Below are 25,568 nucleotides of genomic sequence, written 5' to 3' on the forward strand. Positions count from 1 at the left end.
CTCTTAGGTAAGGCTTGCTTTACTGAGGCGCCGGTTGATCGCTCTTCCAAGGAGGCACCTCCATGCGGGTCGTCATGTTCGGTTACCAGACCTGGGGACACCGCACCCTGCAAGCTCTCCTGGACTCCGAGCACGACGTGGTGACGGTGGTGACCCATCCGAAGAGCGACCACGCCTACGAGAAGATCTGGAGCGATTCGGTCGCCGATCTCGCGGAGAAGCACGGGGTTCCCGTGATCATCCGCAACCGGCCGGACGATGAACTCCTGGAACAGCTCAGGGAAGTGGCCCCGGACATCATCGTGGCCAACAACTGGCGGACGTGGATGCCCCCGGAGATCTACAACCTGCCGGTCCACGGCACGCTCAACATCCACGACTCGCTGCTGCCCGCCTACGCGGGCTTCTCGCCGCTGATCTGGGCGCTCATCAACGGCGAGCCGGAAGTGGGCGTCACGGCCCACCTGATGGACGAGGAGCTGGACGCCGGCGACATCGTCGTCCAGCGGGCGGTGACCGTGGGACCGACGGACACCGCGACCGACCTCTTCCACCGTACGGTCGACCTGATCGCGCCGGTCACCGTCGAGGCCCTCGGGCTGATCGCCTCCGGGCAGACCGAGTTCACCCCGCAGGACCGGTCGAAGGCCAGCTTCTTCCACAAGCGCGCCGAGGAGGACATCCGCATCGACTGGAACTGGCCGGCCGAGGACCTGGAGCGCCTGGTCCGCGCCCAGTCCGCCCCGTATCCGGCCGCGTTCACGTTCCACCGGGGGCAGCGCCTCGAAGTCGTCTCCGCCGTCGTGTCCCAGGGCCGCTACGGCGGCACCCCGGGGCGCGTCTTCTACCGCGAGGGCGACGGCGTCGTGATCGTCGCCGGAGCCGACGCCCGTACGGGCCGCAACCGCGGTCTGGCGATCACGCGCGTACGGACCGCGGACGGCCACGAGCTGCCCGCGACCGAGTACTTCACCTCGATGGGCGGCTATCTCACCGGCCGCCCCTGACGATCGGGACCCCACCCATGCGTACCGCACGTGCCCGGCACTACCTCATGTGCCGGCCCACCTACTTCGACGTGGTCTACTCCATCAACCCGTGGATGGACCCGACGAAGCCTGTCGACACTCCGCTGGCCATCGCCCAGTGGGAGCGGCTGCGCGAGGTCTACCTGAACCTCGGGCACACCGTCGACACGATCGACCCCGTCCCCGGTCTCCCCGACATGGTCTTCGCGGCCAATGGCGCGACCGTCGTCGACGGGCGGGCCCTCGTGGCCCGGTTCCGCGACGCCGAGCGCATCGCGGAGGGCCCCGCCTATCACGACTGGCTCCGGGCCAACGGCTTTCCGGACCTGCGCACGGCCGCGTTCGTCAACGAGGGGGAGGGCGACTATCTCCTGGCCGGTGACTGGCTGCTGGCGGGCACCGGCTTCCGCAGCGATCCGCGCTCCCACGACGAGGCACAGGAGTACTTCGGACGCCCGGTGATCGGGCTGACCCTCGTGGACCCCGACTACTACCACCTGGACACCGCCCTGACCGTGCTCGACGAGAAGACGGTCGCCTACTACCCGGGGGCCTTCTCCCCCGGCAGCCTGGCCGTCCTGGAGCGGCTGTTCCCGGACGCCCTCCTCGCCTCGCCCGGCGACGCCGAGGTGTTCGGGCTGAACGCGACATCGGACGGATACAACGTGGTCCTGCCGCAGAACGCGACGGACCTGGCCGGGCAGTTGCGCGAGCGCGGCTTCAACCCGGTCGGCGTGGATCTCTCCGAACTCCTCAAGGCCGGCGGCAGCGTGAAGTGCTGCACCCTGGAGCTGCGCCGGGACGCCTGAGCGGACGGCCTCCCCACGGAAATTCCGTGGGGAGGCCGTCGGTGCGTGGCTACCGTGGGCGCATGACCATCGAGACCCGGACGGCCTTCCCTCCCCGACCCCTGCACGGCGTCAAGGCCGTGTACGCCCGTCAGGCCGGCTGTCCGTCCTCCTTCGCCCTGGCGGTGGCGGACTTCGAGCCCTGGGTGGAGGGCGTGGAGTTCGAGACGGCGGACACGTGTACGGTGCCGGGCTGGTCGGCCGCCGAGGTGGCCGAGCTGCACGAGGCGTTCGGCGCCGGCGTGCGCGAGGAGCTGGCGAAGCTCGCGGAGGCGACGAAGCTCGCGGAGGCGACGGTTCCGGATCACGGCACCACCGTGGCCGTCGCGGTCGTCCTGCGGTCCATCAAGGTGCACGAAGTGGACACCAACCCCCGCGCGTTCCACCAGGCCGGGCGACAAGCCGTCCGGAACGCGTTGATGGAGGCGTACGGCCCACCGCCGACACCCTGGCCGAGGCTGCCCTGAATCCGGGCTCCGGCCCCACCGGCCGGCCGCCCACGCCGCGAAAGCCGGCCGCCCACGCCGCGAAAGTTAGGGTAACCTAACTTCATGCCCATCACCGTCCCCCGTCCCGCGCGCGGCGAGGCCCCTTCGACGGCCTCGCCCGCCTGGGCCGAACCCCCGGCCGGCGGGGCCGAGGTGGCCGAGCCCTATCTGCTCACCACCGCGGTGTTCGGCGACTCCGGACCGATGGAGCCGGCGGCCTCGGACATCCACACACACCCCGACGCGCTGCTGGTCTGGCCGCACACCGGCTCGATCACCCTGCGCACCCGGAACGCGGTGCGCCGCCTGCATCCCGGGCAGGGCGCCTGGCTCCCTCCCGACACCCCGCACGCGGCGTCCCACGAGGCGGGCGGCATCAGCTGCTACACCTACGTGGCGCGGCGAGCCGTCCCGCCGGGCTGGTCCACCCCCCGGCCGATGCGCGTGAGCCGGGCGCTCCAGGAGATGCTGCTCCATCTCGACGCGACCGCGATGCCCGACGACCTCCGGCTGCGGACGCAGCGCGTCATCATCGAGATGCTGGAGGAGGACACGCTCCCGGCGATCGAGGTGCCCGTGCCGGAGGACCGGCGGATCCAGGTGCTGGCCGACGACGTCATGCGCGATCCGGAGAGCGACCTCTCCGTGGAGGGCTGGGCGGCCCGGCACGCGTTGAGCGTGCGCACCGTCACCCGGGCGTTCAGCCGCGACGTCGGCATGCCGTTCGCCCGCTGGCGTTCGCTGGTCCGGATGTCGGCCGCCACCGCCCTGCTCGCCCAGGGCCACCCGGTCAACCTGGTCGCGCACCGCAGCGGTTACGCCACCACCAGCGCCTTCTGCGCCGCGTTCCGCCGGGTCACCGGCACCAGCCCGACGGAGTACCTGCGCGAGCAGACGACTCCGGCGCCGGCCACCCGCTGACCCCACCCCGCACCACGGCCCGGGTGGAGGTCCGCCCTCCGGCTGGCCGATTCACGACACACCCTGGCCGGTACACGACCCCCGAACGGCCAGGACCTTCCTAATGTCTCTCCAGGTGAGGGTTGCCTTACCTCAGAACCAAGGAGAGACATGTCGACATACATCCCGGCCCGACGCGGGCCGGGCGCCCTGGTCCGCGCCCTGACGGTGGCGGTCGCCGCCGTCGTCGTCCTGGCGGGCTGCGGCGGCACCGCGTCCGATTCCGGCACGCCGGAGGCCGCGTCCAAGGCCGCGTCGGCCGCGTTCCCCGTGACCATCAAGCACGGCCACGGCAGCACGACGATCAAGCAGAAGCCGAAGCGCGTCGTGGCGGTCAGCTGGATGTCCCTGGACGTGGTCGCGGCCCTCGGCACCGTCCCCGTCGGCGTGGACAAGCAGTGGGGCGGCGACAAGCAGGGCTACACCCCGTGGTTCCGCAGCACGGTCGAGAAGCTCGGCGGACCGCTGCCCGAGACCCTGAACTACGGCGACGCGGGCGAGATCGACTTCGAGCAGATCCTCTCGCTGGAACCGGACCTCATCGTCGGGCTCTACTCCGGCATCAGCGACGTCGACTACAAGCGCCTGTCCCAGATAGCCCCCACTCTCCCCTACCTCAAGAAGCCGTGGGACGGCGGAACCTGGCAGGAGATGACCCGGACCATCGGCACGGCTCTGGGCGAGACCGAGAAGGCCGAGAGCATGGTCACCGACGTCCAGGGGCAGCTGGCCGCGGTGGCGAAGGACCACCCGGAGTTCAAGGGCACGACGTTCGCCTATGGACTGGCCCTCTCCCCCGGCTCCACCGAGGTCGGCCTCTACATCGACTACGACGCCCGGGTCCGTCTGCTCACCGAAATGGGCTTCGAGAACACCCCCTCGATGGAGAAGATCGCCTCCACCGCCAAGGGCACCAACTGGTACGGCGGCATCAGCCTGGAGAAGCTCGACACGATCGACGCCGACATCTTCGTCGCTTGGGCCAACGGGGCCAAGGAGGTCGACTACACCCTGAAGGATCCGCTCTTCAGCCGCTGGAAGCCGATCGCCGACCGCAAGTACGCCTTCGTCGAGAACGACACCATGGGCATGGCCACCAGCGGGCCCTCGGTGCTCTCCATCCCGTGGGCGATCGACCGGTACGTCCCGATGCTCGCCGACGCCGTCGCGGGCAAGGGCAAGACCGCCGCGGGCTCCTGACCGCCGCCCGCCGCCCCGCCGCTCCACCCAGGTGACGCCCTCCTCAAGGACAACCATGACGACCGCCCCACCCTCGGGTGACCTCACCGCCGGCGCCGAGCGCGCTGTGCCGGGCCCGCGCGACGACGCGGGCCCGGCCCGGCGGCACCGGCACCGCCCGCTGATCCTGCTCACCGCCGTCGGCCTGCTCCTCGTCGTCGCCGTTCTCAGCCTGATGATCGGCGCGCGTGCCATCGCGCCCGGCACCGTATGGGACGCGCTGCTCCACTTCGACGACTCCGACGAGCACGTCATGGTGCGCGAGCTGCGTGTGCCACGCACCGTGATCGGCCTGGTCGTCGGTGCGGCGCTCGGCCTCAGCGGCGCGCTGATCCAGGCGTTCACCCGTAACCCCCTGGCCGATCCCGGCATCCTCGGCGTCAACGCGGGGGCGAGTCTCGCGGTGACGTTCGCCGTCGCCGTCCTCGGCTACACGGCCGCGGGCCAGTTCATCTGGTTCGCCCTGGGCGGGGCGTTCGGGCTCACCGTGCTCGTCTACGCCCTCGGCTCGATCGGCGCCGATCGCGGCACCCCGGTCAAACTCACCCTGGCGGGCGTCGCGTTCACCGCCGTGTGCGGCGGCTTCACCAGCGCCATGGCGCTCAAGAGCACGACCACCTTCGACATCATGCGGTTCTGGGGCGTCGGATCCATCGGCGGGCGGTCCCTCGACATCCTGCCGGTCGCCCTGCCGCTCATCGGCGCCGGCCTGCTGCTCGGACTGCTCAGCGCGGGCTCGCTCAACGCCCTCGCGCTCGGCGACGACATCGCCCGCTCCCTGGGGACCCGGCTGGCGCTGACCCGGGTCGTGGTGATCCTCGCCGTCACCCTGCTGGCCGGAACAGCGGTCGCGGTCGCCGGGCCGATCTCGTTCGTCGGGCTCATGGTGCCGCACATCGTGCGCTGGTTCGTGGGGCCCGACCAGCGCTGGATCCTGCCGGTCACCGTCGTCGTCGCCCCCGCCTTCCTGCTGATCGCCGACATCATCGGCCGCGTGGTGCTGCCCTCCGGGGAACTGCGGGTCGGTCTCGTCACGGCGCTCGTCGGCGCCCCCGTCCTCGTCGCCCTCGTCCGGCGGCGGAAGGTGAGCACCCTGTGAGCACCCGAACCGTGCCCCCGCCCTCCCCTGCGGCTCCGCCGCCGGCCGGCACCGTACGCACCCGGGGCACGATCCGGCGGCCCGGCAAGGTCGACTTCGGCCGGACCACGTGGACCCTGCGGCGCGGCGGGGTGTCGCTGCGCATCGACCGGCGGGCCGTCCTCGTCTGCGCCGTCCTGACCGTCGTGGTCGCCGCGCTGGGCGTCGTGACCCTGGGTTCCGGATCAATCAGCCTGACGCCCGTCCAGGTGCTGTCCGCCCTCGTCGACCCGGACGCCGATCCCCGGGCCCGGCTCGTCGTGGTGACCTGGCGGCTGCCCAGGCTGCTGTTCGCCGTGGTGTGCGGGGCGGCGCTGGCGATCAGCGGCGCCCTGTTCCAGTCGCTCACCAAGAATCCTCTCGGCTCCCCCGACGTCATCGGCTTCGCCTCCGGCTCGTACGCCGGCGCGAGCGTCGTGATGCTTCTGCTCGGCACCGCCAACTACCTCGCGGTGGCTTCGGGTTCGCTGATCGGCGGGGCGCTGACGGCGCTGCTGGTGTACGTGCTGGCCTACCGGGGCGGGCTGCAGCCGTTCCGGCTGATCATCGTCGGCATCGCCGTCGGTGCGTTCCTCGGCTCGCTCACCTCGATGCTGCTGCTCTCCGTCAGCCCGCAGCAGGCGATGCTGGCGGCCACCTGGGGCGCCGGGTCGCTCAGCGGGCTCGGCTTCGAGCAACTGCACCTCACCGCCCTCGTGTTCGCCGTCCTGCTGGTGGGTTCCGCCCTCGTGGTGCGTCCCCTGGTCCATCTGGAGATGGGGGACGACGCGGCCGTCGCGCTCGGGGTGCGCGCCCAGCGCGCCCGGCTGACGGCCACGGTCGTCGGGGTGGCGCTCACCGCGCTGGTGACCGCCGCCGCGGGCCCGATCGCCTTCATCGCGCTGGCCGCGCCGCAGATCGCCCAGCGGCTGACGCGGAGTTCGACCACTCTGCGCATCGTGCCCGCCGCCCTCACCGGGGCGGCCGTCCTGGTCGGCGCGGACTTCATCGCCCAGCGCATCGATCTGCCGGTCGGCGTCGTCACGGTGTGCGTCGGCGGCGCGTACCTGGCCTGGCTGCTCGCGCGCCAGTACTCGGGCCGCCGCCGATGAGCGCCCGGCCGTGCGCGAGCCCGTGCAGATGACCGTACGACGGTACGTGAGCCCCTGCCGGTGACCGTACGACCGTACGCGAGGCCCTGCCGATGAGCGCCCGGCCGTACGCGAGGCCCTGCCCTTGACCGTACGGCGGACCGCTCCCCCGGCACGGTCCACCCCCTCCCTTCCTTCTCCCGAGGAGACATCCGTGAGCACCACGATCCCGCCGGTCCGGCCCCCGGCAGCGGGACACCCGGCGAAGGGCCCCGCCCCGCACCCTCCCGAGCCGGAGTCGGGGCCCGAACCCGCCTCCGTGAAGGCGCTGTTCCGCACCGCCCTCGTGCGGGACGGGCGTGGGCTGCGGCTCGGCCTGACCGCCGTCGCGTTCATGGTCCACCAACTGTGCGAAGCCCTGGTGCCGATCCTCATCGGGGTCGTCATCGACCGGGCGCTCGCCCCCTCCGACGGCCCGGCTCTCCTCGGCTGGCTCACCGTGCTCGCCGGGGTGTTCACGCTGCTGTCCCTGTCGTACCAGCGGGCGTCCGCGGCGATGGTCACCGTGTACGGATATGGCGAACAGGCGTTGCGCCGGCGCACGATGGCCAGGCTGCTGGACCCGCGCTCGCTGCGGCGGCGGCCCGGGGCGGGCGAGGCGCTCTCGCTGGTCTCCTCCGACACCTACCGCGTCGCCGGGGTCTCCTGGAGCGTCGTCCAGCAGGCGTCCACGGTCACCGCCATCCTCACGGCGTCGGCCGTCCTGCTGCTGATCTCCCTCCCGCTCGGCGCGGGCGTGATCGCCGGTACCGTCCTGGTGCTGCTGATCATGCGCCGGATCTCGATGCCGCTGGAGGCGCGGGGGCTGGCCGAGCAGAGTTCGGCGGCGCGCGCCGGTGATGTGGCCACGGACATGATCACCGGTCTGCGGGTGGTCACCGGCATGAACGCCCACGCCGAGGCGGCCCGCCGCTACCGCGTCGCGAGCCAGGCGTCGCGCAGGGGCGCGGTCGCCGCCGCCCGGTCGGTGCTGACGTACTCCAGCGTGAGCCTGCTGCTGTCCGGCCTCTTCCTGGCGGCGCTCGCCACCGCCTCCGGGTATCTCGCTCTCGACGGGAGCATCACGATCGGTCAGCTCGTCACCGTCCTGGGCCTCGCCCAGTTCCTCCAGGGGTCGCTCGCCCACGTGGGCACCTTCGCCTCCAACTGGATCCACAAGCGCGCCTCGGCCCGCCGGCTCAGCGACCTGATCAACGAACCGCCCCTGATCGGCGCCGTCCCGGGCCCCCGGGACGGCCGGCCTGGCGAGGCGGCCGACACCACCGCCCCGGCGCTGCTCTGGCATCCGCCCGGCCATGGCGCACCGGTGCGGCTGGGGCGCGGCGAGCTCGTCGGCGTCGTGCCCGGCCTGCCCGCCCGGGCACGGGACATCGGCGACCGGCTCGGCTACCGCGTCCCGCTCGCCCGCGGTGAACTCCTGGTGGGCGGCGTCGACGCCGTCGAGCTGGGGCCGGAGCGGGTACGGGAGTTGATCGCCGCGCCACCCCATCACGGCGCGGTGTTCTCCGGCACGCTGCGGTCGAACCTCGTGCCCGCGGGCGGCGACCCCGACCCCGCCGTGCTGCGGGCGACGATGCTCGACGACGTGATCGAGGACATCGGCGGGGACGGCTGCGAGGTCGGCGAGCGGGGACGCAAGCTCTCCGGCGGTCAGCGCCAGCGTCTGCTGATGGCTCGCGCGCTGCACGCCGGGGCGGACGTCGTCGTCCTCGACGAGCCGACCACCGCCGTCGACCCGGCGACCGAGCAGCGTATCGCCGAAGGTCTGCGCGCGCTGCCCGCGACCACGCTGCTGATCACCACCAGCGGCATCCTGCTCTCCGCCTGCGACCGGGTCGTGGACCTCACAGCCGAGGCCGACGCCGACGCCGATGCCGATGCCGATGCCGGTCCCGTCCCCGACGTCGCTCCCGCTCCCGACGCCGACCGCAACGAACCGAACGGAACCCCCCGGTGACCCCGGTAACCACCACCCTGCCCATCGCCGGTCCCCGCCGGACCCGGCGGGAGCTGCTGCGCCGGCTCGGCGCCCACCGCTTCCGGCTCGGCGCGGCGCTGCTGACGCTCCTCGCCGGGACCGCGGCGACCCTCGCCACCCCGCCCCTCCTCGGCGGCATCGTCGACGCGGTCGCCGAGGGGTCCGGGCAGGGCCGGGTGATCGCGCTCGGCGTCACCCTGCTGGTCGTCGCGGCCATCGGCGCCGGCCTCGCCCTCGTGGGTGGACGGATGCTGGTCTCCCTCGTCCAGGAGGTCCTGGCGGCGCTGCGCGAGGACGTGTTCACGACCGCGGTCCGGCTGCCCGTCGACATGCTGGAGTCCTCGGACAGTTCGGATGTGGTCTCCCGGGTGACGCACGACGTCGAGGCGATCTCGGAGGCGGCGTCCGACGTCCTGCCCGATGTGACCGGTGCGGCCTTCACCATCGGTCTGAGCCTGGTCGGGCTCGCGGTCCTCGATCCCCGCCTGGCCCTGGCCGGTCTGGTCTGCCTGCCCGTCCACGTCCTGGCCACCCGTCAGTTCCTCACCCGCACCCACCAGGTGTACGGGGACATCCGCAGGCTGGAGTCCGCGCGCGGGCAGAGTGTCATCGAGGCGGTGCACGGGGCCGAGACCATTCGCGCGTACGGCACCCAGGACCTGCATCTGGGCGAGGTCTCCGACCGGGGTGAGCGGGCCATCGAGCGGCAGCGCGACGGCGTACGGCTGCGCAACCGCTTCACGGGGTGGCTCAACGCGGCGGAGTTCCTGGGTCTGGCCGCCGTCCTGGCCACCGGATACGCGCTGCTCGGCGCGGGGGCGATCTCGCTCGGCGCGGCCACCGCCGCCGCCCTCTACTTCCACCGCCTGTTCGGACCGGTGGGCGCACTTCTGGGCAGTCTGGACGACATCCAGCGGGCCACGGTGGGCCTGGCCCGGCTGGTCGGGATCACCGACCTCGACGGGGCGCGGGACGACACGGCCGCCGTGCCGAGCCCGGCCCTCGCCCCGGGGCCCCCGGAGATCGCGGTGGAGGGCGTCTCGTTCTCGTACGACGGGATACGCCCCGCGCTCAGCGAGGTGACCCTGACCGTGCCGGCGGGCGGGAGCGTCGCGCTCGTGGGCGCGAGCGGCTCGGGCAAGTCCACCCTGGCCCGGCTGATCGCGGGGATGGGCGAACCCACGGCCGGCCGGATCACGGTGGGGGCCGCCGGGGCGCCCGCCGTCCGGTACCTGGTCACGCAGGAGGTCCACCGGTTCGGCGGGACCCTCGCGGACAACCTCCGGCTGGCCCGCCCGGCCGCGTCCGACGAGGAGCTCCGTGAGGCGCTGCGCGCGGTGGGCGCCGACTGGGCGGAGGGCCTGGAGTCCGGCACCGACACGGTCCTCGGCCCGGGCGGCACGCCCCTGGACGACGGCTCGGTCCAGCATCTGGCGCTGGCCCGCGTCCTGCTCGCCGACCCGCCCGTGGCCGTGCTCGACGAGGCCACCGCCGAGTCCGGGGCGGGGGCCGGCGATCTGCTGCGGACGGCGCTGGCCCGGGTGACCCGGGGCCGGACCAGTGTGATCGTGGCCCACCGGCTGGACCAAGCGCGCGACGCGGACCGTATCGTGCTGCTCTCCGGCGGCCGGGTCATCGAACAGGGCACGCACGACGAACTGCTCGCGCACGGCGGCGAGTACGCGGCGCTGTGGCGGGCGTACGACCGGGGCCGCACACCGGTGTGAGGGAGGGGAGAGAGCGGGCGGGCCCGGGGGTCAGGCAGTTCGACTCCGGCTGTTCTCGGGCACTTTCACCCGTACGTTGCCGTTATTCGGGCAGCGGTCTGTCCTGGACGACGTTCTTCATGACCAGGGTCGACGTCAGGCGCTGGACGCCCGGGAGCCGGGCGAGCTGCTCGTCGTAGAGCTGCTGGAAGGCGGCCAGGTCGGCCGTCGCGACCCGTAGCAGGTAGTCGGGCTCGCCGAACAGACGCTGCGCCTGCAGTACGTGCGGGACAGCGGCCACAGCCTCTTCGAAGGCGGTGACGGTGTCGGGGCTCTCCCAGCGCAGCGTGGCGAAGACGAGGGCCTCGAAGTTCAGGCCGACGGCCGCCGGGTCGACGACGGCCCGGTAGCCGCGGATCGCGCCCTCGCGTTCGAGGTCGCGCAGCCGGCGGTGGCAGGGCGAGACGCTGAGTCGTACGCGAGCGGCCAGCTCGGTGACCGTCAGACGGCCGTCGAGCTGCAGCTCAGTAAGAATCTTCCGGTCCAAGGCATCCATGGACAAGATTCTCCCCTACATACCGCGATCATGAAGTAAATACGCAAACACCTACGGTCATATCCGGCCTAGCGTTCCCTCCAGAGCACGACTTGCCGAGAGGGAACGATCGATGGAAACGACGACACTGGCGGCCTTCCTGGCCGTGGACCTGCTGCTGGTGTTCACTCCGGGCGCGGACTGGGCCTACGCGATCTCCGCCGGGTTGCGGGGACGCTCGGTCGTCCCGGCCGTCACCGGGCTGATCGCCGGACACGCGGCCTACGCGCTGGTGGCCGTCGCGGGCCTGGCGGTGATCGTGGCGAGCTACCCGGCCGCGCTCACCGCACTGACCGTGGCGGGGGCCGGGTACCTGCTCTGGCTGGGCTGGGGGATCCTGCGGCAGGCGGCCGTCCCGGTTGCCGCCGGTGAGACCACTGCCGCCGGTGGGACCACGGACGCCTCCCGCCTGCGGGTCCTGCTCAAGGGGGCAGGGATCAGCGGCCTGAACCCCAAGGCGCTCCTGCTGTACTTCTCGCTGTTCCCGCAGTTCATCGACCCTGCCACGGGCTGGCCGGCCGCCGCGCAGACCGGTCTGCTCAGCACGGTGCACCTGACCGCGTGCGCCGTCGTCTATCTCTCCGTCGGCGTCCTGGCACGCACGGTCCTGCGCACCCGGCCCTCGGCCGGCCGGGCCGTGGCGCGCATCAGCGGTGCCATGATGATCGCCATCGGCGCCCTTCTCCTGATGGAAGGCCTGGCCGGTTGAGGAGCCCGACCCGCTCCGCCCGACACGACACGGACCCGAAGGAGAGCACGCAGGTGGAAGACCGGATGCGGCAGGACCAGGCGAGCCCCGAGGTGCACCAGCGCGTCCGGGACAGTTTCGACCGGCAGGGCCTGATGTCCCACCTCGGCGCTCGGATCGCTCACATCGGCCCGGGCCGCGTGCACATCGTGCTCCCGGCCCGCCCCGAGGTGACACAGCAGCACGGTTACGTCCACGCGGGCGCCACCAGCGCCATCGCGGACAGCGCCGGCGGCTACGCCGCGCTCACCCTGTTCGACGAGGCGTCCGAAGTCCTCACCGTCGAGTACAAGATCAACCTCCTCGCACCCGCGGCCGGTGACCACCTGGAAGCGATCGGGACCGTCCTCAAGCCCGGCCGCACCCTGACGGTCTGTCTGCTGGAGGTCTACGGCGTCCGCGCCGACGGCACCCGGAAGCTCGTCGCGAACGGCCAGCAGACCCTGATCCGGGTGAACAGGACCGCTGAATAGGCCCCCGGCGTCTGCGCATCCTCCAGCACGCCCGGGTCGGTCACGCCGTCGGCGTCCGGTCTCCCCGGCGACGGACGGGCCCCGGCTCAGCGGCGGTCCGGCACCCGGCGCAGGGTGCGGATCGGGCGGGCGACCAGCAGGGCGGTGGCGGTGAGGAAGGAGACCATGACGCCGACGAGGAGCACCTGGTCGGTGCCGAACACGCCGACGGCGGGGCCCGCCAGCGCGCTGCCGATCGGGTACATGCCGACCGAGCCCGCGACCTCGTAGGCGTGGATGCGGTTGAGCATCTCGCCCGGCACCTGGGTCTGCACGCTGGTGGCCCACATGACGCCCCAGACGCCGATCCCGGCCCCGACCGCGACCTGGGCGGCGGCGAGCGCCCAGACCGGCAGGCCGAGCACGAGGCCCAGCGGGTAGAGGGGGTACGCCAGCATCGCCACCGCCCCTGCGGCGAGCGGCCGTTCGGGCTTGTAGCGGATCGCCAGCAGGCCACCGATCACGGTTCCGGCGCCCAGCGCGGCGTTGATCAGGCCGAAGGACCGCGCGCCGTGTTCGGGCACGATGACACCGGCGGCCACCGACAGCTGCGGCCCCCAGGAGAGCACCGCGTAGAACATCCAGATCACGATCACGCCCCAGAGCCAGCTACGGGCGCGGAACTCCCGCCAGCCGACCGCGAGGTTGCGCCACAGGCCCTCGCCGGGCGGCGGGGCGGGCACCGGTCCGAGCCGGAGCACGAACAGGCAGACCGCGCTGGTCCCGTAGGCGACGGCGGAGATGACCATCACCCAGCCGGTGGATCCGAACCCGACGAGGACGCCCGCCAGCGCGGGGCCGCCGAGCCCGGTGATCGCCTCGGAGGTGCGCAGCACCCCGTTCGCGCCCTGTACGTCCCGGGACACCAGCGGGACGGTCGAGGAGGCGCCCGGCTGGAACAGCGCGTTGGCGGTCCCGGCCACCGCCAGCAGCGCGTACAGCTGCCAGAGGTGGTCGATGCCGTGGATGAACAGGAGGGCGAGCAGGATGTGGGCGGTGAGGTTGGCCAGATCCGCGATGATCATCATCCGGCGGGCGGTGAACCGGTCGGCGAGCACCCCGCCGAACAGCACCAGGCCCGCGAACGGGGCGACCAGGAAGGCCATCGAGTAGCCCGCGGTATCCACACCGTACCCGTCGATGAGCAGACCGGCGGCGACGGCGACCGGCAGCATGGCCCAGCTGAGCAGACCGGCGCTGCGGGCGACGAAGTAGTAGCGGAAGTTGCGGGACCAGATCGCGGGCTCCCCCGGCGGTGTCCCGACTGTCACACCGGCCTCGCCAACCCCGCCGTCCCCGCCGGTCGTCGGCGAAGTCGCGACCACCGTGGCGTGTTCGTGCTCCGCCAGGCGTTCTTCCACGGCCGTTCAGTCCTTCGGTCGTCGGTCGTGCGCGCCGTCGGTCCCGCGTGGCGGCGACGGCGGGCGGTGTCGCGCGGCGAGTTCCGCTCGCAGGGCGGCGTTCTCCTGTTCCAGCCGTGCGAGGCGGTCGTGGACCGGTCCCAGGGCGTCGGAGAGTTCGCGCCGGGTGAAGCGGGGTGTGATGTGGTTGGGGCAGTTCCAGGCGAAGGCCTCGACCCGGACGGTGACGAGCTGTTCGACCCTGCCTTCGGTACGCGGCGAGTCCAGGCGCTCGGTGAGTACGGGGTCCTCGTCGGCCGGTACGGCGGTGGCGTGGCCGAAGAGTTTGAGGCGGGTCTGCCGGGCGTGGTCGAGGAAGAAGAGCGCGACGCGGTCGTTGCCGCGCACATTGCCGGTGGTGATGTACTGCCGGTTGCCGCGGACATCCAGATAGCCGAGGGTGTGCTCGTCCAGGACGTGGACGAACCCCGGTGGTCCGCCCCGGAATTGGATGTACGGCCAGCCGGTCTCCCCGACGCTGGCGAACAGGAAGCCATCGAGGCTCCGGATGAAGTCGGCCGCCGCGCCGGTGAGCGGCTCCGCCTCGCCGGCCGGCTCCCGCAGCCGGCGGCCGGCTGCCGTGGCGCTGCCCATCTCCTGTTGGACCCGACGCACCGCCGAGGTGTGTGCGAGTCGGTCGTACCGGCTCATGCGGCGCTCCTGTCGATCGGCGTGGAGGGAGGTGGTCCTGCGATGCGGCCAACCGTACGGTTGCGGTCTGGCCGCGCTCCTTGAGTCCGGCCAGAGGAACGGGAGCGCCGAAAAGGCCGGTCGCGGACGACGGGAACGTGCGTTGACCTGCGCGTGTGCCGGTCGGTGCCGGGCTAGGCGCGGGGACCGGCAGAAGAGACGGAACTGCCGGAGCAGTTGTCCTGCCCGTCGCCGCTCCGGGCGAGCTCACGGGCGTAGGAGCGCAGCAGGACGTCCAGTCCGAACCGGCCGACCGCCCGTTGTCGCACCAGATGGGCGTCCGCCAGGCCCGTCAGGAGTCCGGCCGCGGCGGCCGGTGTGACGTCCGCCAGTGCCGCGGCGTCGTCCACGGTGAATTCCTGGCCTGGCAGCAGGCCGAGGAGCCGGAACATCCGGCGTACCCCGGCCGGAAGCACACGGTAGGAGAGGTCGAAGGCGGACCGCACGGCCGAGCCCCGGTCCCCTTCGATGTGCAGCCGGCCGAGAACGTCCTCCCCCGCCAACTCGGCGCAGTGGTCGGCGATACGGGCGTTGCGGGCCACCAGGTTGGCACCGGCGATCCGGATGGCCAGCGGCAGACCGCCGCACAGCGCCACGAGCCTGCGGGCCGCTTCCCTCTCGGCCGCGACATGGCACGCGCCGACGATGCCGCTCAGCAGTCGGCAGGCCTCGTCCGGGTCGAGCACGTCCAGCGCGATGCGGCGCGCGCCGTCGCTGGAGACCAGACCGGAGAGCTCGCTCCGGCTGGTGATCACCACCGCGCAGCCCCGGGCGCCCGGGATGAGCGGTCTGACCTGCTCGGCATCGCGCGCGTTGTCCAGGACGATCAGCAGGCGTCTGTCGGCGAGGAGCGTGCGGTAGAGGGCCGCCGCTTCGTCCTCGTCCTCGGGCAGTTCGTGCGGTGGTGCTCCGAGGGCCCGGAGGAATTGCGCGAGGACGTCGCCGGGGCGCAGCGCCGGGAGCCGGGAGTGGCCGCGCAGATCGATGAACAGCTGCCCGTCCGCGAAGTGTTCGCGTCGCGCGTGCGCCCAGTGCGTGGCGAGGGCGGTCTTGCCGACCCCGGGCGCGCCGACCACCACCGCCAGGTGCGAGCGCCGCGCCGGATCGGACGCGACGAGGGCGTCCAGTATCTGCGTCTGCGACCGCCGCCCGACGTAGTTGTCGGCCGCGGCGGGCAGTTGGGCCGGGGCGGGGACCGGCGTCGGGCCGGTGGTCACCGTACGGTCGGACGCGGCGGAGTCGTCGAGGCGCTGTGCGCGTGGCAGTTGCCGGCGCAGTACGCGCAGGTGTGCCTCGCGGACCTCCGGGCCGGGCTCGATGCCCAGCTCCTCGTCGAGCCGGTCACGCAATCGGCTGAACACGTCGAGCGCGGCGGCCTGTTCACCGCAGGCGGCGAGAGCGAGGATCAGCCGGGCGTGCAGGCCCTCGTGCAGCGGCTCGATGTTCACCAGGTCCGCCAGCACCGGGACGGCTTCCCCGGAGCGGCGCAGCAGGAGCGCCATGTCGGCGTGCAACAGCACGGCCCTGACCCGCCGTTCATCGGCAGCGACCGAGGCCGGGTGCCGGCGCAGCACCGGGTCCGCGTCCGCGAGGACGGGGCCCCGCCACCATCGCAGGGCCTGTGTCAGCGACTCGTACACGGGCGCCGGATCCGACGTGCGGCGCAGGCGTTCCCCCTGGGCCAGCAGCTCGTCGAAATAGCCGAGGTCGATCTGGCTCCGGGACGCCTCCAGCCGGTAGCCGGTGGGCGTCCGGACGACGGTCGGCGGCGGGTCGGCCCGCAGGCCGCACGGTTCCAGCAGTCGGCGTACCTGGCTGACGTAGGTGTGGATGAGGCTCTGGTGGGAGTGCGGCGGCCCGGACGGCCAGAGGATGTCGGTGATCTCCTGCTGCGTGGCGGGCCCGGGGTGCTTGAGCGCGAGCAGCCCGAGCAGGCGGCGCAGCATCGGGCTGGAGATCTGGACGCGGGTCCGGCCGCGTTGGAGGGCGAGGGGGCCGAGGATCAGCAGGCGGGGCCGGCCGGCGTCGCGCGGCGGCCCGGTGCGCGCGGAGGTCAGCAGGTCCGCCAGTTCCTCGCCGCTCAGTCCCAGCGTCTCGGCCAGGCCGCGGAGCGTGCGCGGGCGGGGCCGCCGGACCCGGTCGCGCTCGATGTCGCGCAGTGCCCTGGTGCTGATCCCGGCACGCGCCGCGGCCGCCTCCTGGCTGAGCCCGGCCCGTCGGCGGAACGATTGGATCCGTGGGCCGACCGCGTTTTGCTCCGCACCTTGTTCCCCGCCTTGTTCCCCGCCTTGTTCCCCGCCTTGTTCCCCGCCTTGATCCGGGCCCTGCTCCTCGCCCTGCCTCTCGCCCTGCTTCTCTCGAGGACCACCCTGCGGGTCCCTCGTGGCCGACGTCGTATGCGACATGGCATCCCCCTGGTCCGCCGCCCCCGGCCAGTGTGGACCGGCCCCGTGCACCGATCAAGGGAGGGCCGGCCGGCGCCCGGTCGCCGGGACAGGGCGCCTGGTCACAGACGGGGGGTCAGCTTGCCCGCGAGGTCGCGCCGCGACCGGTGGCGGCCGCGAGGATCACGGCGAGAGCGACCAGGACGATGCCGAACCGGACGACGCTCGTGACACCCGCGTGGTCCGCGAACAGACCGCCGACGAGGGCACCCAGGGCGATGCAGGTGTTGTAGGCCATGGTGTTGAGCGACATCGTCGCCTCGAAGGCCTCGGGGGCCGCCGCGAGCGTCAGGTTGATCTGACTGAGCTGGACGACACCGAAGGCGAGGCCCCACAGGGCCATCGCGGCGATGACGCCGACATCGTTCGCGCCCACGGTCAGCAGCATCACCAGGGCGGCGATCATGATCACGCCACCCGCGACGAAGCTGCCCCGCATGCTCCGTTCGACCGTCCGGCCGCCGATGAAATTGCCGGCCGCACCGCCGATGCCGAACACGATGAGGACGACGGTGATGAAACCGCCGGTGGCGGACGCGCCCTCTTCCAGGTACGGCCGGACGAACGTGTACGCGCCGAAGTGGCCGAGGACGAAGAACACCACCATGAACAGCACCACGCGCAGCCGTACGTTCCTGAGCGGCAGCCCGAACACCTCGCGAACCGTGACCGCGTTGGCCGACGGCAGCGACGGAACCGTGACGGCGACCGCGAGGAACACGGCGGCGCTGAGGGCAGACCAGATCAGGAAGGTGCTGCGCCAGTCCCCGGCGCTCTCCAGCAGGGTGCCGAGCGGGATGCCGACGACGGTGGCGACCGAGATGCCGGACATCACGACGGCGGCGGCGCGGTTGGCGTGCCGCTCCGGGACGATGCGCATGGCCATGCTGACGCCGATGGCCCAGAAGACGCCGCTGGCGAAGCCCATCACCAGGCGGGTGCCCAGGATCAGCGGGTAGTTCGGGGCGATCGAGGTGATCAGGTTCCCGGCCGCCAGGACGACGAGCAGGGTGGTCAGCAGCCGGCGCCGGTCGATACGGCGGCTCCAGGCCACGATGAACGGCACGCCGAGACCGGCCGCGACACCCTGCGCCGTGACCATGAGGCCGACCGCGCCCACGGAGACGCCGAGGCTCTCACCGATCGGGGTGAGCAGGCCGATCGGCATCAGTTCGGTCGTGAGGAAGACGAACAGGCTGGCGGTGATGGCGGCCACGCCCAGCCAGCCCCGGACCGGGGACACCGGTTCCCGCGAGGCGGAGGGCGGGTTCGTCTCTTCTTGAACGGTCATGTCGTCTCTCCGGAAGTCGTCGGGCGTGGTTCGCGAAGGCCGTACGGCACCGGGTCCGGCACGGTGGTCACGGCCTCGGTCGGTGCGGTGCGGTGGTCAGGCGGCGGGCGCTGGCCGAGTACGACCGCCGCGAGGACGACGGCCATGCCGACGCACTGGAGGGCCGACAGCGTCTCGCCCTTGACCAGGTAGCCCAGCAGCGTCGCCACGACCGGGCTGCCCAGTGCGAGGAAGGAGACCGCGACGGCGGGCAGGCGTTCGATGCCCCGGAACCAGACGATGTAGCTCAGGACCGCGCCCAGGGTGATGAGGTGGGCGAACCCGATGACGTTGGCTCCGGTGAGCCCGTCGGGCAGCTCCTCCAGCGACAGCCAGAACGGCAGCAGGACCAGTCCGCCCGCCGTGAGTTGCCACCCGGTGAACGTGAGCAGGCCGACGCCCTCCGGCCGGCCCCACCGCTTGGTCAGCGTGATGCCCAGGGCCATGCACAGCGCACCGCCGACCGCGGCGAGAACTCCGAGGGCGTCGAGCGACGCCGTGCCCCTGAAGACGAGGAGCGCCACGCCCCCGGCGCCCATCGCGCAGGCCAGGGCGTGAAGGGTTCTGATCCGGTCACCGAGGAAGAGAGCGGCGAGGATCACGACGAACACGGGCTGAGCCGACATGATCATGGCGGCGATGCCGCCAGGCAGTCGATAGGCCGCGTAGAAGAGCAGGAAGTTGAAGGCGCCGATGTTCAGCACGCCCAGGAGCGGCGCGCGCCACCACCAGATGCCGACCGGAAGCTTCCGGCCCAGCGCCAGCAGCACCAGCCCACCGGGCAAGGCCCGCACAGTGGTTGCCAGGAGCGGCCGGTCCGGTGGCAACAGCTCGGTGGCCACCAGGTAGGTGCTGCCCCAGACCGCTGGAGCGAGACCGGTCAGGGCCGCCGTGCGTATGTTCTGTCTGCTCGTCATCTCGCCTCGAACTTCTCGAACTTCTCGAACTTCCGGGGGGGGGAGAGATCATCGGGACTCCCGCTTTCGGGCACGCCGGAGAGGCCCCGGTCGCGTGGCCGACCTGCGTGATCGGCCCGCGGAGGCTCCTGTCGTGTGTGGTCGCCATCAGTCTCGGACCGAGGCCATCCATGAGTCCAACACATGCTTGTCACGCGATGAATCTCGATTCACGATGGATCCATGGAGCTTCAGCAGATGCGGTACGTGATCGCCGTGGCCGAGACGAACAACTTCACGAGGGCCGCCCAGCGCTGCCTGGTGGTGCAGTCCGCGCTCAGCCACCAGATCGCGCGCCTGGAGAAGGAACTGGGCGCCCGGCTCTTCGAACGCACCAGCCGCCGGGTCCGGTTGACCCCGGCGGGCGCGGCGTTCCTGCCCGCTGCCCGCCAGTGCCTGGAGGCGGCGGAGCGAGCGGCCGCCGAAGTGGCGGCGGCCGTCGGGGAGGTACGCGGACGTCTCAGGGTGGGTCTGATCCCCACGGTCGCCGCCGTGGACCTTCCCGCCGTCCTCAAGGACTTCCACCAGCGCCACCCGAAGGCCCGGGTCAGCCTCTGCGTGGGAGCGAGCGAGGATCTCGTCGAGCAGGTCAGACAGGGCGAGATCGAGGTGGCCTTTCTCGGCATCCCGGTCACCGCCCGCCCTCGGGGCGTCATGGCCCGGGAGCTGGCCCGGGAGCGGCTGATCGCCGTGGTCTCCCCGGCCCACCCGCTCGCCGGCGCGTACTCGGTCGACCTCCGCCGGCTGTCCTCCGAGGTGTTCGTGGACCTCCCGGCGAAGACCGCCGGCCGAGCGCAGTCCGATCTCGCCTTCGCCGCCGCCGGCCTCACCCGCGAGGTCGCCTTCGAGGTGACCAACGCCGACTACCTGGCCCGGCTGGTCGGCGCGGGCCTGGGGGTGGCCCTGCTCCCGCCCTCGTACGTCGCGAGCCTGGCCGGGGTGACCACGATCGAGGTGACGGACGCGCCGGCCCGCGTCGAGTACGTGGTCTGGGGCCGGGAGGGCCGCACCCCGGCGGCCACGGCCTTCCTGGAGCTTCTGGGCGTCGAGGAGGAGTGAACGCCGGGTACGTCGAAGGCCCGGGCCGTCACGCACGAAGCCGCTGGTGTCCGCATGCCGGGACCCGTGGTGTGAAGCGCCTCACCGGCTGGGCACCTCGGGCCGGACGTACGCGATCATGACCGGATGGACACGCGATTTCTCGGCATATCCGAGCTGACCGAAGCCCCTTCCGTGGCGGTCGTGGTCGACGTCATGCGCGCTTACACCGTGGCTGCCTGGGCCTTCGGCCAGGGGGCGGAGAAGATCGTCCTCGCCGAGTCGCTGGACGACGCCCTGGCCCTCAAGGCCCGTCACCCGGAGTGGGTGACGCTCAAGGACGGGCCGCCGGCGCCCGGCTTCGACGCCGTCAACTCACCGGGCCTGCTGCGCTCCGTCGACCTCGACGGACGGACCGTCGTGCAGAAGACCACGGCGGGAACGGTCGGCGCCCTCGCCGTCAAGGAGGCGTCGCTGGTGCTGTGCGCCGGCTTCGTGGTGGCGGAGGCGACGGCTCGGCTCCTGCGGCACCGTGCGTGCGACGCCGTCACGTTCGTGGTCACCGGCGAAGAAGGGCGCGCCGAAGAGGATCTGGCGTGCGCCCAGTACATCGCGCGGAGGGCCGGCGGGGCCGGGACGGACGCGACCGCGTTCCTGCGCCGTGCCGGCGCATCACGTGCCGCCGCCGAACTGACGGAGGGGGTGCGTCAAGGGGCCCATCCCGATGACGTGGCGCTCTGTCTGGAGCTCGACCGGTTCCCCTTCGCCATGGTCGCGACCTTGGAGGACTCGCTGATGGTCCTCCGCCCGTACGCCGTACCGGCATCAGCACCGGCACCGGCCGACGCGGCTTCGGCCTGACCGTCGGCGCCGCTCAGGCCGCGTTCTCCGGCGCGATCTCCGCGATCAGGCCCTCGATCAAGGTCTTGATCTCGTCGCGGATCGGGCGGACGGCGGCCACGCCCTGCCCGGCCGGGTCCTCCAGCTTCCAGTCGAGGTAGCGCTTGCCGGGGAAGACGGGGCAGGTGTCGCCGCAGCCCATCGTGACACAGACGTCCGACGCGCGGACCGCGTCGACGGTGAGGACCTTCGGCGTCTCGGCGGAGATGTCGATCCCCACCTCGGCCATCGCCTCGACGACGGCGGGGTTGACGGCGTCGCCGGGGCTGGAACCGGCGGAGCGGACCTCGACGCGGTCCCCGGCCAGGTGGGTCAGCCAGGCGGCGGCCATCTGGGAGCGGCCGGCGTTGTGGACGCAGACGAACAGGACGGACGGCTTGCCGGAGGACTCGGCCATGGTGATCGCTCTCTCCCGTCGCAGGGCGGAACACTGATCCGCCGCTGACTTCAGCCCCCGCCGGCATCAGCGAGTGGCGGCGTGAAAGTATCAGCACATGCTGACTTCAGTCGATCCTGATGTGATGCGTGCGCTGGGCGATCCGCTCCGCATGAAGATCGTGACCCTGCTCGCCCGTGAGACGCTCTGCACGACGCATCTGGTGGAGGAGACCGGAGCCAAGCAGACCAATCTGTCCAACCACCTCAAGGTGCTGCGCGAGGCCGGGCTGGTGGAGACCGAGCCGTGCGGTCGCTTCACCTACTACAAGCTCAGGCCCGAGGTCCTGGCCGGGCTGTCCGAGCAGTTCGCCACGCTGGCCCAGTACGCCCGTACCGCCGGCGAGAACAAGAGGTCCTGCCCGTGACCTCCGCCGAGCCCACCACCACGGCAACCGCTACCACCGCCGCCCAGGACGCCGACCCGGGCGAGGACGGCTCGATCGTCGGAAAGCTCTCCACGCTCGACCGCTACCTCGCGGTGTGGATCCTGCTCGCCATGGCCGTCGGCCTGGGACTGGGACGCATCGTCCCCGGCATGAACGACGCGCTCGCGAAGATCGAGATCGGCGGGATCTCCCTGCCGATAGCGCTCGGCCTGCTGGTCATGATGTATCCGGTGCTGGCCAAGGTCCGTTACGACCGGCTCGACCGTGTGACCGGCGACCGCAAGCTGCTGATTTCCTCACTGGTCGTCAACTGGATCATCGGCCCCGCGGTCATGTTCGCCCTGGCGTGGATCTTCCTGCCGGACCTGCCCGAGTACCGCACCGGCCTGATCATCGTGGGCCTGGCCCGCTGCATCGCCATGGTCATCATCTGGAACGACCTCGCCCGCGGCGACCGGGAGGCCGCCGCCGTCCTCGTCGCCCTGAACTCGGTGTTCCAGGTGTTCGCGTTCGGCCTGCTGGGCTGGTTCTACCTCGATGTGCTGCCGCGCCTGCTCCACCTCGGCGACGGCCAGGGCCTGGACGTCCCCGTATGGCATATCGCGCTGAACGTCGCCATCTTCCTCGGCGTCCCCCTGCTGGCCGGATTCCTCACCCGCCGTATCGGCGAGCAGAAGATGGGCCGCGAGCACTATGAGGCAAACTTCCTGCCGCGGATCGGCCCCTGGGCGCTGTACGGGCTACTCTTCACGATCGTCGTCCTGTTCGCCCTCCAGGGAAGGACGATCACCTCGCAGCCGCTCGACGTCGTACGGATCGCACTGCCGCTCCTCGTCTACTTCGCGATCATGTTCTTCGGGACGTTCCTCCTCGGCAGGAGCCTCGGCCTCGCGTACGACCGCACCACCACGCTCGCGTTCACCGCCGCCGGCAACAACTTCGAACTGGCCATCGCCGTCGCCGTCGCGACGTTCGGCGTCACCTCCGGGCAGGCGCTGTCCGGCGTCGTCGGACCGCTGATCGAGGTGCCCGTGCTGATCGGACTCGTGTACGTCGCGCTGGCCTGGCGCAGGAGATGGACCGCCGAGGCGTCACCGACGTAACCGCCGCCGAGCTCGGCTCAGACGACGACAGGGCTGCGTCGCTCGACAAGGACGACGTCGCGCCAGACTCCGCGGTGACGCCCGACCCGCTCCCGTGTGCCGATGACCCGGAATCCCGCCCGCCGGTGGACCGCCAGGCTCGCCCCGTTCTCGGGAAAGATGCCGGCCTGGATGGTCCAGATCCCGGCCCGCTCGGTGGAACGGATCAGCTCACCGAGCAGCACCGAGGCAAGACCCCGGCCCCGGGCGGCGGGGTGGACGTACACGGAGTGTTCGACCACGCCCGCGTACGCGCACCGGTCCGAGACCCTGCTCGCGGCGACCCAGCCGAGGACCGATCCACTCCCGTCGAGCGCGACGAAGCGGTGGCCAGGCAGCTTCCCCGCATCGAAGTCCTCCCAGGCGGGCGGGCCGGTCTCGAACGTGGCATGGCCCTCGTCGATGCCCGTCCGATAGATCGCCAGCACTTGATCGGCGTGTTCCGCCGTCAGCGGCACCACCACATCGCTCACCCGCCCAGCCCCTTCTCACGCCACCCGGAGGCGACCACCCTCAGCCCGCAGCGGGCAGGACGAGCAACCGCCCCATCGCGGCGAGCACCGACGGTTCGACCCGGTAGTACACCCAGGTGCCACGCCGCTCGGAGGCCAGAAGTCCCGCCTCTTTCAGCTTCTTCAGATGATGGGACACGGTGGGCTGCGAGACGCCGACGTCGGAGATGTCGCACACGCACGCCTCTCCGCCCTCGTGCGAGGCCACGGCGGAGAACAGCCGCAGACGCACCGGGTCACCGAGGGCCTTGAACATCCGCGCGGCCGTCTGCGCCTCGTCGGCGGTCATCGGACGCTCGGTCAGGGGCGGGCAGCACGGTGTGACGCCCTGCCCCCCGGCGGGGTCGATCAGCGGCAGCACCTTCGCATTCGACATATATCTATGTTGACATACGTCGAACCAGGGCGACCGAAGTCACCCGCACGAGCTCCACTATATCGACACTCATCTATGTTGACGTCCATCAATACAAGTGTCACCCTGGGCCGCACAAGCCATCGACAGATGTCGAATCACGCCAGGAGTCGCCGCCGTGAACACGCCCGCCATCGCCGAACTGCCCGTCGTCGTGATCGGAGCCGGACCCGTCGGTCTCGCCGCCGCAGCCCAGCTGACCGACCGGGGCATCGAGCCCCTGGTTCTGGAAGCCGGAGCCGCCGCCGGCGCCGCGGTACGCGAGTGGGCGCACGTACGCCTCTTCTCCCCCTGGGGCGAGATCGTCGACCCGGCCGCCGAGAAGCTGCTGGCCCCCACCGGCTGGACCCGCCCCGACCCGACGGCCTACCCCTCCGGCGGAGACTGGGCCGAGCGGTATCTGCGTCCGCTCGCCGAGGTCCTCGGCGAGCGGATCCGCCTCGGCGCGCGGGTCACCGGCGTCTCCCGCGCCGGCCGCGACCGGATCGTGGACGCCGACCGCGACCGGCAGCCGTTCGCCGTGCACATCACCCACGCCGACGGCCACGAGGAGCGGGTCCTCGCCCGCGCCGTCATCGACGCCTCCGGCACCTGGGCCACCCCGAGCCCCGCCGGGGCCTCCGGCCTGCCCGCCCTCGGCGAGAAGGCGGCCGCCGACCGGATCACCTACCGCGTCCCCGACCTCAAGGAGCCCGCCGTACGCGCCCGTTACGCGGGGCGTCGCACCGCCGTCATCGGCTCCGGAGCCTCCGCGTTCACCGCCCTCGCCCACCTGGCCGACCTCGCCACGTCCCCCGACGGCGCGGGCACCAAGGGCGTCTGGGTCCTGCGCCGGGGCATCTCCGGCTCCACCTTCGGCGGTGGCGGCACCGACCAACTGCCCGCCCGCGGCGCTCTCGGGCTCGCGGCCAAGGCCGCCGTCGACGAGGGGCACGCGGACGCGGTCACCGGCTTCCGCACCCGGGCGATCGAGCGCGACACCGACGGCCGCCTCGTCCTGGTCGGTGAGGACGGTCGCCGCCTGGACGCGGTCGACGAAGTCATCGTGCTGACCGGCCTCCGCCCCGACCTCGGCTTCCTCGGCGAGCTCCGCCTCGGCCTGGACGAGCGGTTGCAGGCCCCGACCGCGCTGGCGCCGCTGATCGACCCCAACCAGCACTCCTGCGGCACCGTCTACCCGCACGGCCACCGCGAGCTCTCCCACCCGGAACCCGGGGTTTACCTGGTCGGTATGAAGTCCTACGGCCGCGCCCCGACCTTCCTCGCCATGACCGGCTACGAGCAGGTCCGCTCCGTCGCCGCCGCCCTCGCCGGCGACCTCGAAGCCGCCGACCGGGTCGAACTCACCCTCCCCGAAACGGGAGTCTGCGGCGGGGCCGGGCTCTTCGACGACCCGGCCGCCGCACAGTCCGACGCCGACGCCGGAAGCTGCTGCGCGATGCCGGAACCCGCCCTCGTACAGCTCGGAGTCGACGCCCCGGCCGCCGCCGGGGCCTCCGACGAAACCTCGGGCGGCGGCGGCTGCTGCGGCTCGTAACCGGCCTGCC

At 72.1% G+C, this 25,568-nt stretch carries 25 protein-coding genes; 16 read left to right on the forward strand and 9 right to left on the reverse strand.

Annotated features, from left to right (window positions below):
- The first annotated feature begins 62 nt into the window (after positions 1 to 62).
- The 9 genes from ACIQPT_RS01225 (at position 63) to ACIQPT_RS01265 (ending at position 10,536) form a co-directional block, all read left to right on the forward strand.
- Positions 63 to 1,007 carry a methionyl-tRNA formyltransferase gene (locus ACIQPT_RS01225; RefSeq protein WP_401151154.1) on the forward strand — a complete coding sequence of 315 codons (945 nt, stop codon included), beginning with the start codon at positions 63 to 65 and terminating at the stop codon, positions 1,005 to 1,007.
- Positions 1,008 to 1,024: 17 nt separating this feature from the next.
- Complete coding sequence (gene ddaH / locus ACIQPT_RS01230) at positions 1,025 to 1,837, forward strand: dimethylargininase (RefSeq protein ID WP_401151156.1); 813 nt, start codon at positions 1,025 to 1,027, stop codon at positions 1,835 to 1,837.
- 62 nt (positions 1,838 to 1,899) lie between these two features.
- Positions 1,900 to 2,343, forward strand: a complete 444-nt coding sequence (locus tag ACIQPT_RS01235; RefSeq protein ID WP_401151159.1) for a hypothetical protein — start codon at positions 1,900 to 1,902, stop codon at positions 2,341 to 2,343.
- Positions 2,344 to 2,427: 84 nt separating this feature from the next.
- Positions 2,428 to 3,285 (forward strand): helix-turn-helix domain-containing protein, encoded by an 858-nt coding sequence (locus ACIQPT_RS01240; RefSeq protein ID WP_401151161.1) that lies wholly within the window; start codon positions 2,428 to 2,430, stop codon positions 3,283 to 3,285.
- Between the two features lie 150 nt (positions 3,286 to 3,435).
- On the forward strand, positions 3,436 to 4,524 hold the full coding sequence (locus tag ACIQPT_RS01245; RefSeq protein WP_401151164.1) for an iron-siderophore ABC transporter substrate-binding protein: 1,089 nt from the start codon (positions 3,436 to 3,438) through the stop codon (positions 4,522 to 4,524).
- A 55-nt stretch (positions 4,525 to 4,579) separates the two neighbouring features.
- Positions 4,580 to 5,662: a FecCD family ABC transporter permease gene (locus ACIQPT_RS01250; RefSeq protein ID WP_401151167.1), complete on the forward strand. Its 1,083-nt coding sequence runs from the start codon at positions 4,580 to 4,582 to the stop codon at positions 5,660 to 5,662.
- A 71-nt stretch (positions 5,663 to 5,733) separates the two neighbouring features.
- Positions 5,734 to 6,792, forward strand: a complete 1,059-nt coding sequence (locus ACIQPT_RS01255) for a FecCD family ABC transporter permease (RefSeq protein WP_401151595.1) — start codon at positions 5,734 to 5,736, stop codon at positions 6,790 to 6,792.
- 193 nt (positions 6,793 to 6,985) lie between these two features.
- Positions 6,986 to 8,788 (forward strand): ABC transporter transmembrane domain-containing protein, encoded by a 1,803-nt coding sequence (locus ACIQPT_RS01260; RefSeq protein WP_401151169.1) that lies wholly within the window; start codon positions 6,986 to 6,988, stop codon positions 8,786 to 8,788.
- A complete protein-coding gene (locus ACIQPT_RS01265) occupies positions 8,785 to 10,536 on the forward strand; it encodes an ABC transporter ATP-binding protein (RefSeq protein ID WP_401151171.1) in 1,752 nt (583 codons plus the stop codon). Before ACIQPT_RS01260 ends, ACIQPT_RS01265 begins: the two co-directional genes overlap by 4 nt.
- A gap of 82 nt (positions 10,537 to 10,618) precedes the next feature.
- Here the strand turns inward: ACIQPT_RS01265 and ACIQPT_RS01270 are convergent, their stop codons facing one another.
- The gene (locus ACIQPT_RS01270; RefSeq protein WP_401151174.1) at positions 10,619 to 11,071 is read right to left on the reverse strand and encodes an Lrp/AsnC family transcriptional regulator; all 453 of its coding nucleotides are present in this window, start codon (positions 11,069 to 11,071) and stop codon (positions 10,619 to 10,621) included.
- Positions 11,072 to 11,183: 112 nt separating this feature from the next.
- Between ACIQPT_RS01270 and ACIQPT_RS01275 the strand changes: the two genes are divergently transcribed.
- Positions 11,184 to 11,819 (forward strand): LysE family translocator, encoded by a 636-nt coding sequence (locus tag ACIQPT_RS01275; protein ID WP_401151177.1) that lies wholly within the window; start codon positions 11,184 to 11,186, stop codon positions 11,817 to 11,819.
- A 65-nt stretch (positions 11,820 to 11,884) separates the two neighbouring features.
- Positions 11,885 to 12,331 carry a PaaI family thioesterase gene (locus ACIQPT_RS01280; protein ID WP_401151598.1) on the forward strand — a complete coding sequence of 149 codons (447 nt, stop codon included), beginning with the start codon at positions 11,885 to 11,887 and terminating at the stop codon, positions 12,329 to 12,331.
- A gap of 86 nt (positions 12,332 to 12,417) precedes the next feature.
- On the opposite strand, the gene ACIQPT_RS01285 is transcribed toward ACIQPT_RS01280, so the two are convergent.
- The 5 genes from ACIQPT_RS01285 to ACIQPT_RS01305 form a co-directional block, all read right to left on the reverse strand.
- Positions 12,418 to 13,731, reverse strand: coding sequence for an MFS transporter (locus ACIQPT_RS01285; protein ID WP_401151179.1), 1,314 nt, complete (start codon positions 13,729 to 13,731; stop codon positions 12,418 to 12,420).
- 6 nt (positions 13,732 to 13,737) lie between these two features.
- Positions 13,738 to 14,421 carry a pyridoxamine 5'-phosphate oxidase family protein gene (locus tag ACIQPT_RS01290; protein ID WP_401151180.1) on the reverse strand — a complete coding sequence of 228 codons (684 nt, stop codon included), beginning with the start codon at positions 14,419 to 14,421 and terminating at the stop codon, positions 13,738 to 13,740.
- A 173-nt stretch (positions 14,422 to 14,594) separates the two neighbouring features.
- Entirely contained in the window at positions 14,595 to 16,865 is a 2,271-nt protein-coding gene (locus ACIQPT_RS01295; protein WP_401151182.1) for a BTAD domain-containing putative transcriptional regulator, read from the reverse strand.
- 115 nt (positions 16,866 to 16,980) lie between these two features.
- Positions 16,981 to 18,195 (reverse strand): MFS transporter, encoded by a 1,215-nt coding sequence (locus ACIQPT_RS01300; protein ID WP_401151184.1) that lies wholly within the window; start codon positions 18,193 to 18,195, stop codon positions 16,981 to 16,983.
- Positions 18,192 to 19,151 (reverse strand): EamA family transporter, encoded by a 960-nt coding sequence (locus tag ACIQPT_RS01305; protein WP_401151185.1) that lies wholly within the window; start codon positions 19,149 to 19,151, stop codon positions 18,192 to 18,194. The genes ACIQPT_RS01300 and ACIQPT_RS01305 overlap by 4 nt, the downstream gene beginning before the upstream one ends.
- A 222-nt stretch (positions 19,152 to 19,373) precedes the next feature.
- Between ACIQPT_RS01305 and ACIQPT_RS01310 the strand changes: the two genes are divergently transcribed.
- Together ACIQPT_RS01310 and ACIQPT_RS01315 are read left to right on the forward strand one after the other, a co-directional pair.
- Positions 19,374 to 20,249 carry a LysR family transcriptional regulator gene (locus ACIQPT_RS01310; RefSeq protein WP_401151187.1) on the forward strand — a complete coding sequence of 292 codons (876 nt, stop codon included), beginning with the start codon at positions 19,374 to 19,376 and terminating at the stop codon, positions 20,247 to 20,249.
- Positions 20,250 to 20,375: 126 nt separating this feature from the next.
- Positions 20,376 to 21,089 (forward strand): 2-phosphosulfolactate phosphatase, encoded by a 714-nt coding sequence (locus ACIQPT_RS01315; RefSeq protein ID WP_401151190.1) that lies wholly within the window; start codon positions 20,376 to 20,378, stop codon positions 21,087 to 21,089.
- Positions 21,090 to 21,102: 13 nt separating this feature from the next.
- Here the strand turns inward: ACIQPT_RS01315 and ACIQPT_RS01320 are convergent, their stop codons facing one another.
- Positions 21,103 to 21,525 (reverse strand): arsenate reductase ArsC, encoded by a 423-nt coding sequence (locus ACIQPT_RS01320; RefSeq protein ID WP_401151191.1) that lies wholly within the window; start codon positions 21,523 to 21,525, stop codon positions 21,103 to 21,105.
- A 97-nt stretch (positions 21,526 to 21,622) separates the two neighbouring features.
- Between ACIQPT_RS01320 and ACIQPT_RS01325 the strand changes: the two genes are divergently transcribed.
- Positions 21,623 to 21,931, forward strand: coding sequence for an ArsR/SmtB family transcription factor (locus ACIQPT_RS01325; protein ID WP_401151194.1), 309 nt, complete (start codon positions 21,623 to 21,625; stop codon positions 21,929 to 21,931).
- The gene (arsB, locus tag ACIQPT_RS01330; protein ID WP_401151197.1) at positions 21,928 to 23,055 is read left to right on the forward strand and encodes an ACR3 family arsenite efflux transporter; all 1,128 of its coding nucleotides are present in this window, start codon (positions 21,928 to 21,930) and stop codon (positions 23,053 to 23,055) included. Before ACIQPT_RS01325 ends, arsB begins: the two co-directional genes overlap by 4 nt.
- Positions 23,056 to 23,072: 17 nt before the next feature.
- On the opposite strand, the gene ACIQPT_RS01335 is transcribed toward arsB, so the two are convergent.
- Complete coding sequence (locus tag ACIQPT_RS01335) at positions 23,073 to 23,558, reverse strand: GNAT family N-acetyltransferase (RefSeq protein ID WP_401151601.1); 486 nt, start codon at positions 23,556 to 23,558, stop codon at positions 23,073 to 23,075.
- Between the two features lie 49 nt (positions 23,559 to 23,607).
- On the reverse strand, positions 23,608 to 23,982 hold the full coding sequence (locus ACIQPT_RS01340) for an ArsR/SmtB family transcription factor (RefSeq protein WP_401151199.1): 375 nt from the start codon (positions 23,980 to 23,982) through the stop codon (positions 23,608 to 23,610).
- Positions 23,983 to 24,139: 157 nt separating this feature from the next.
- Between ACIQPT_RS01340 and ACIQPT_RS01345 the strand changes: the two genes are divergently transcribed.
- Positions 24,140 to 25,558, forward strand: a complete 1,419-nt coding sequence (locus ACIQPT_RS01345; protein ID WP_401151202.1) for an NAD(P)-binding domain-containing protein — start codon at positions 24,140 to 24,142, stop codon at positions 25,556 to 25,558.
- Positions 25,559 to 25,568: the final 10 nt, after the last annotated feature.

It is taken from the genome of Streptomyces sp. NPDC091289 (assembly GCF_044757365.1).
In the GTDB taxonomy this organism is placed as follows: domain Bacteria; phylum Actinomycetota; class Actinomycetes; order Streptomycetales; family Streptomycetaceae; genus Streptomyces.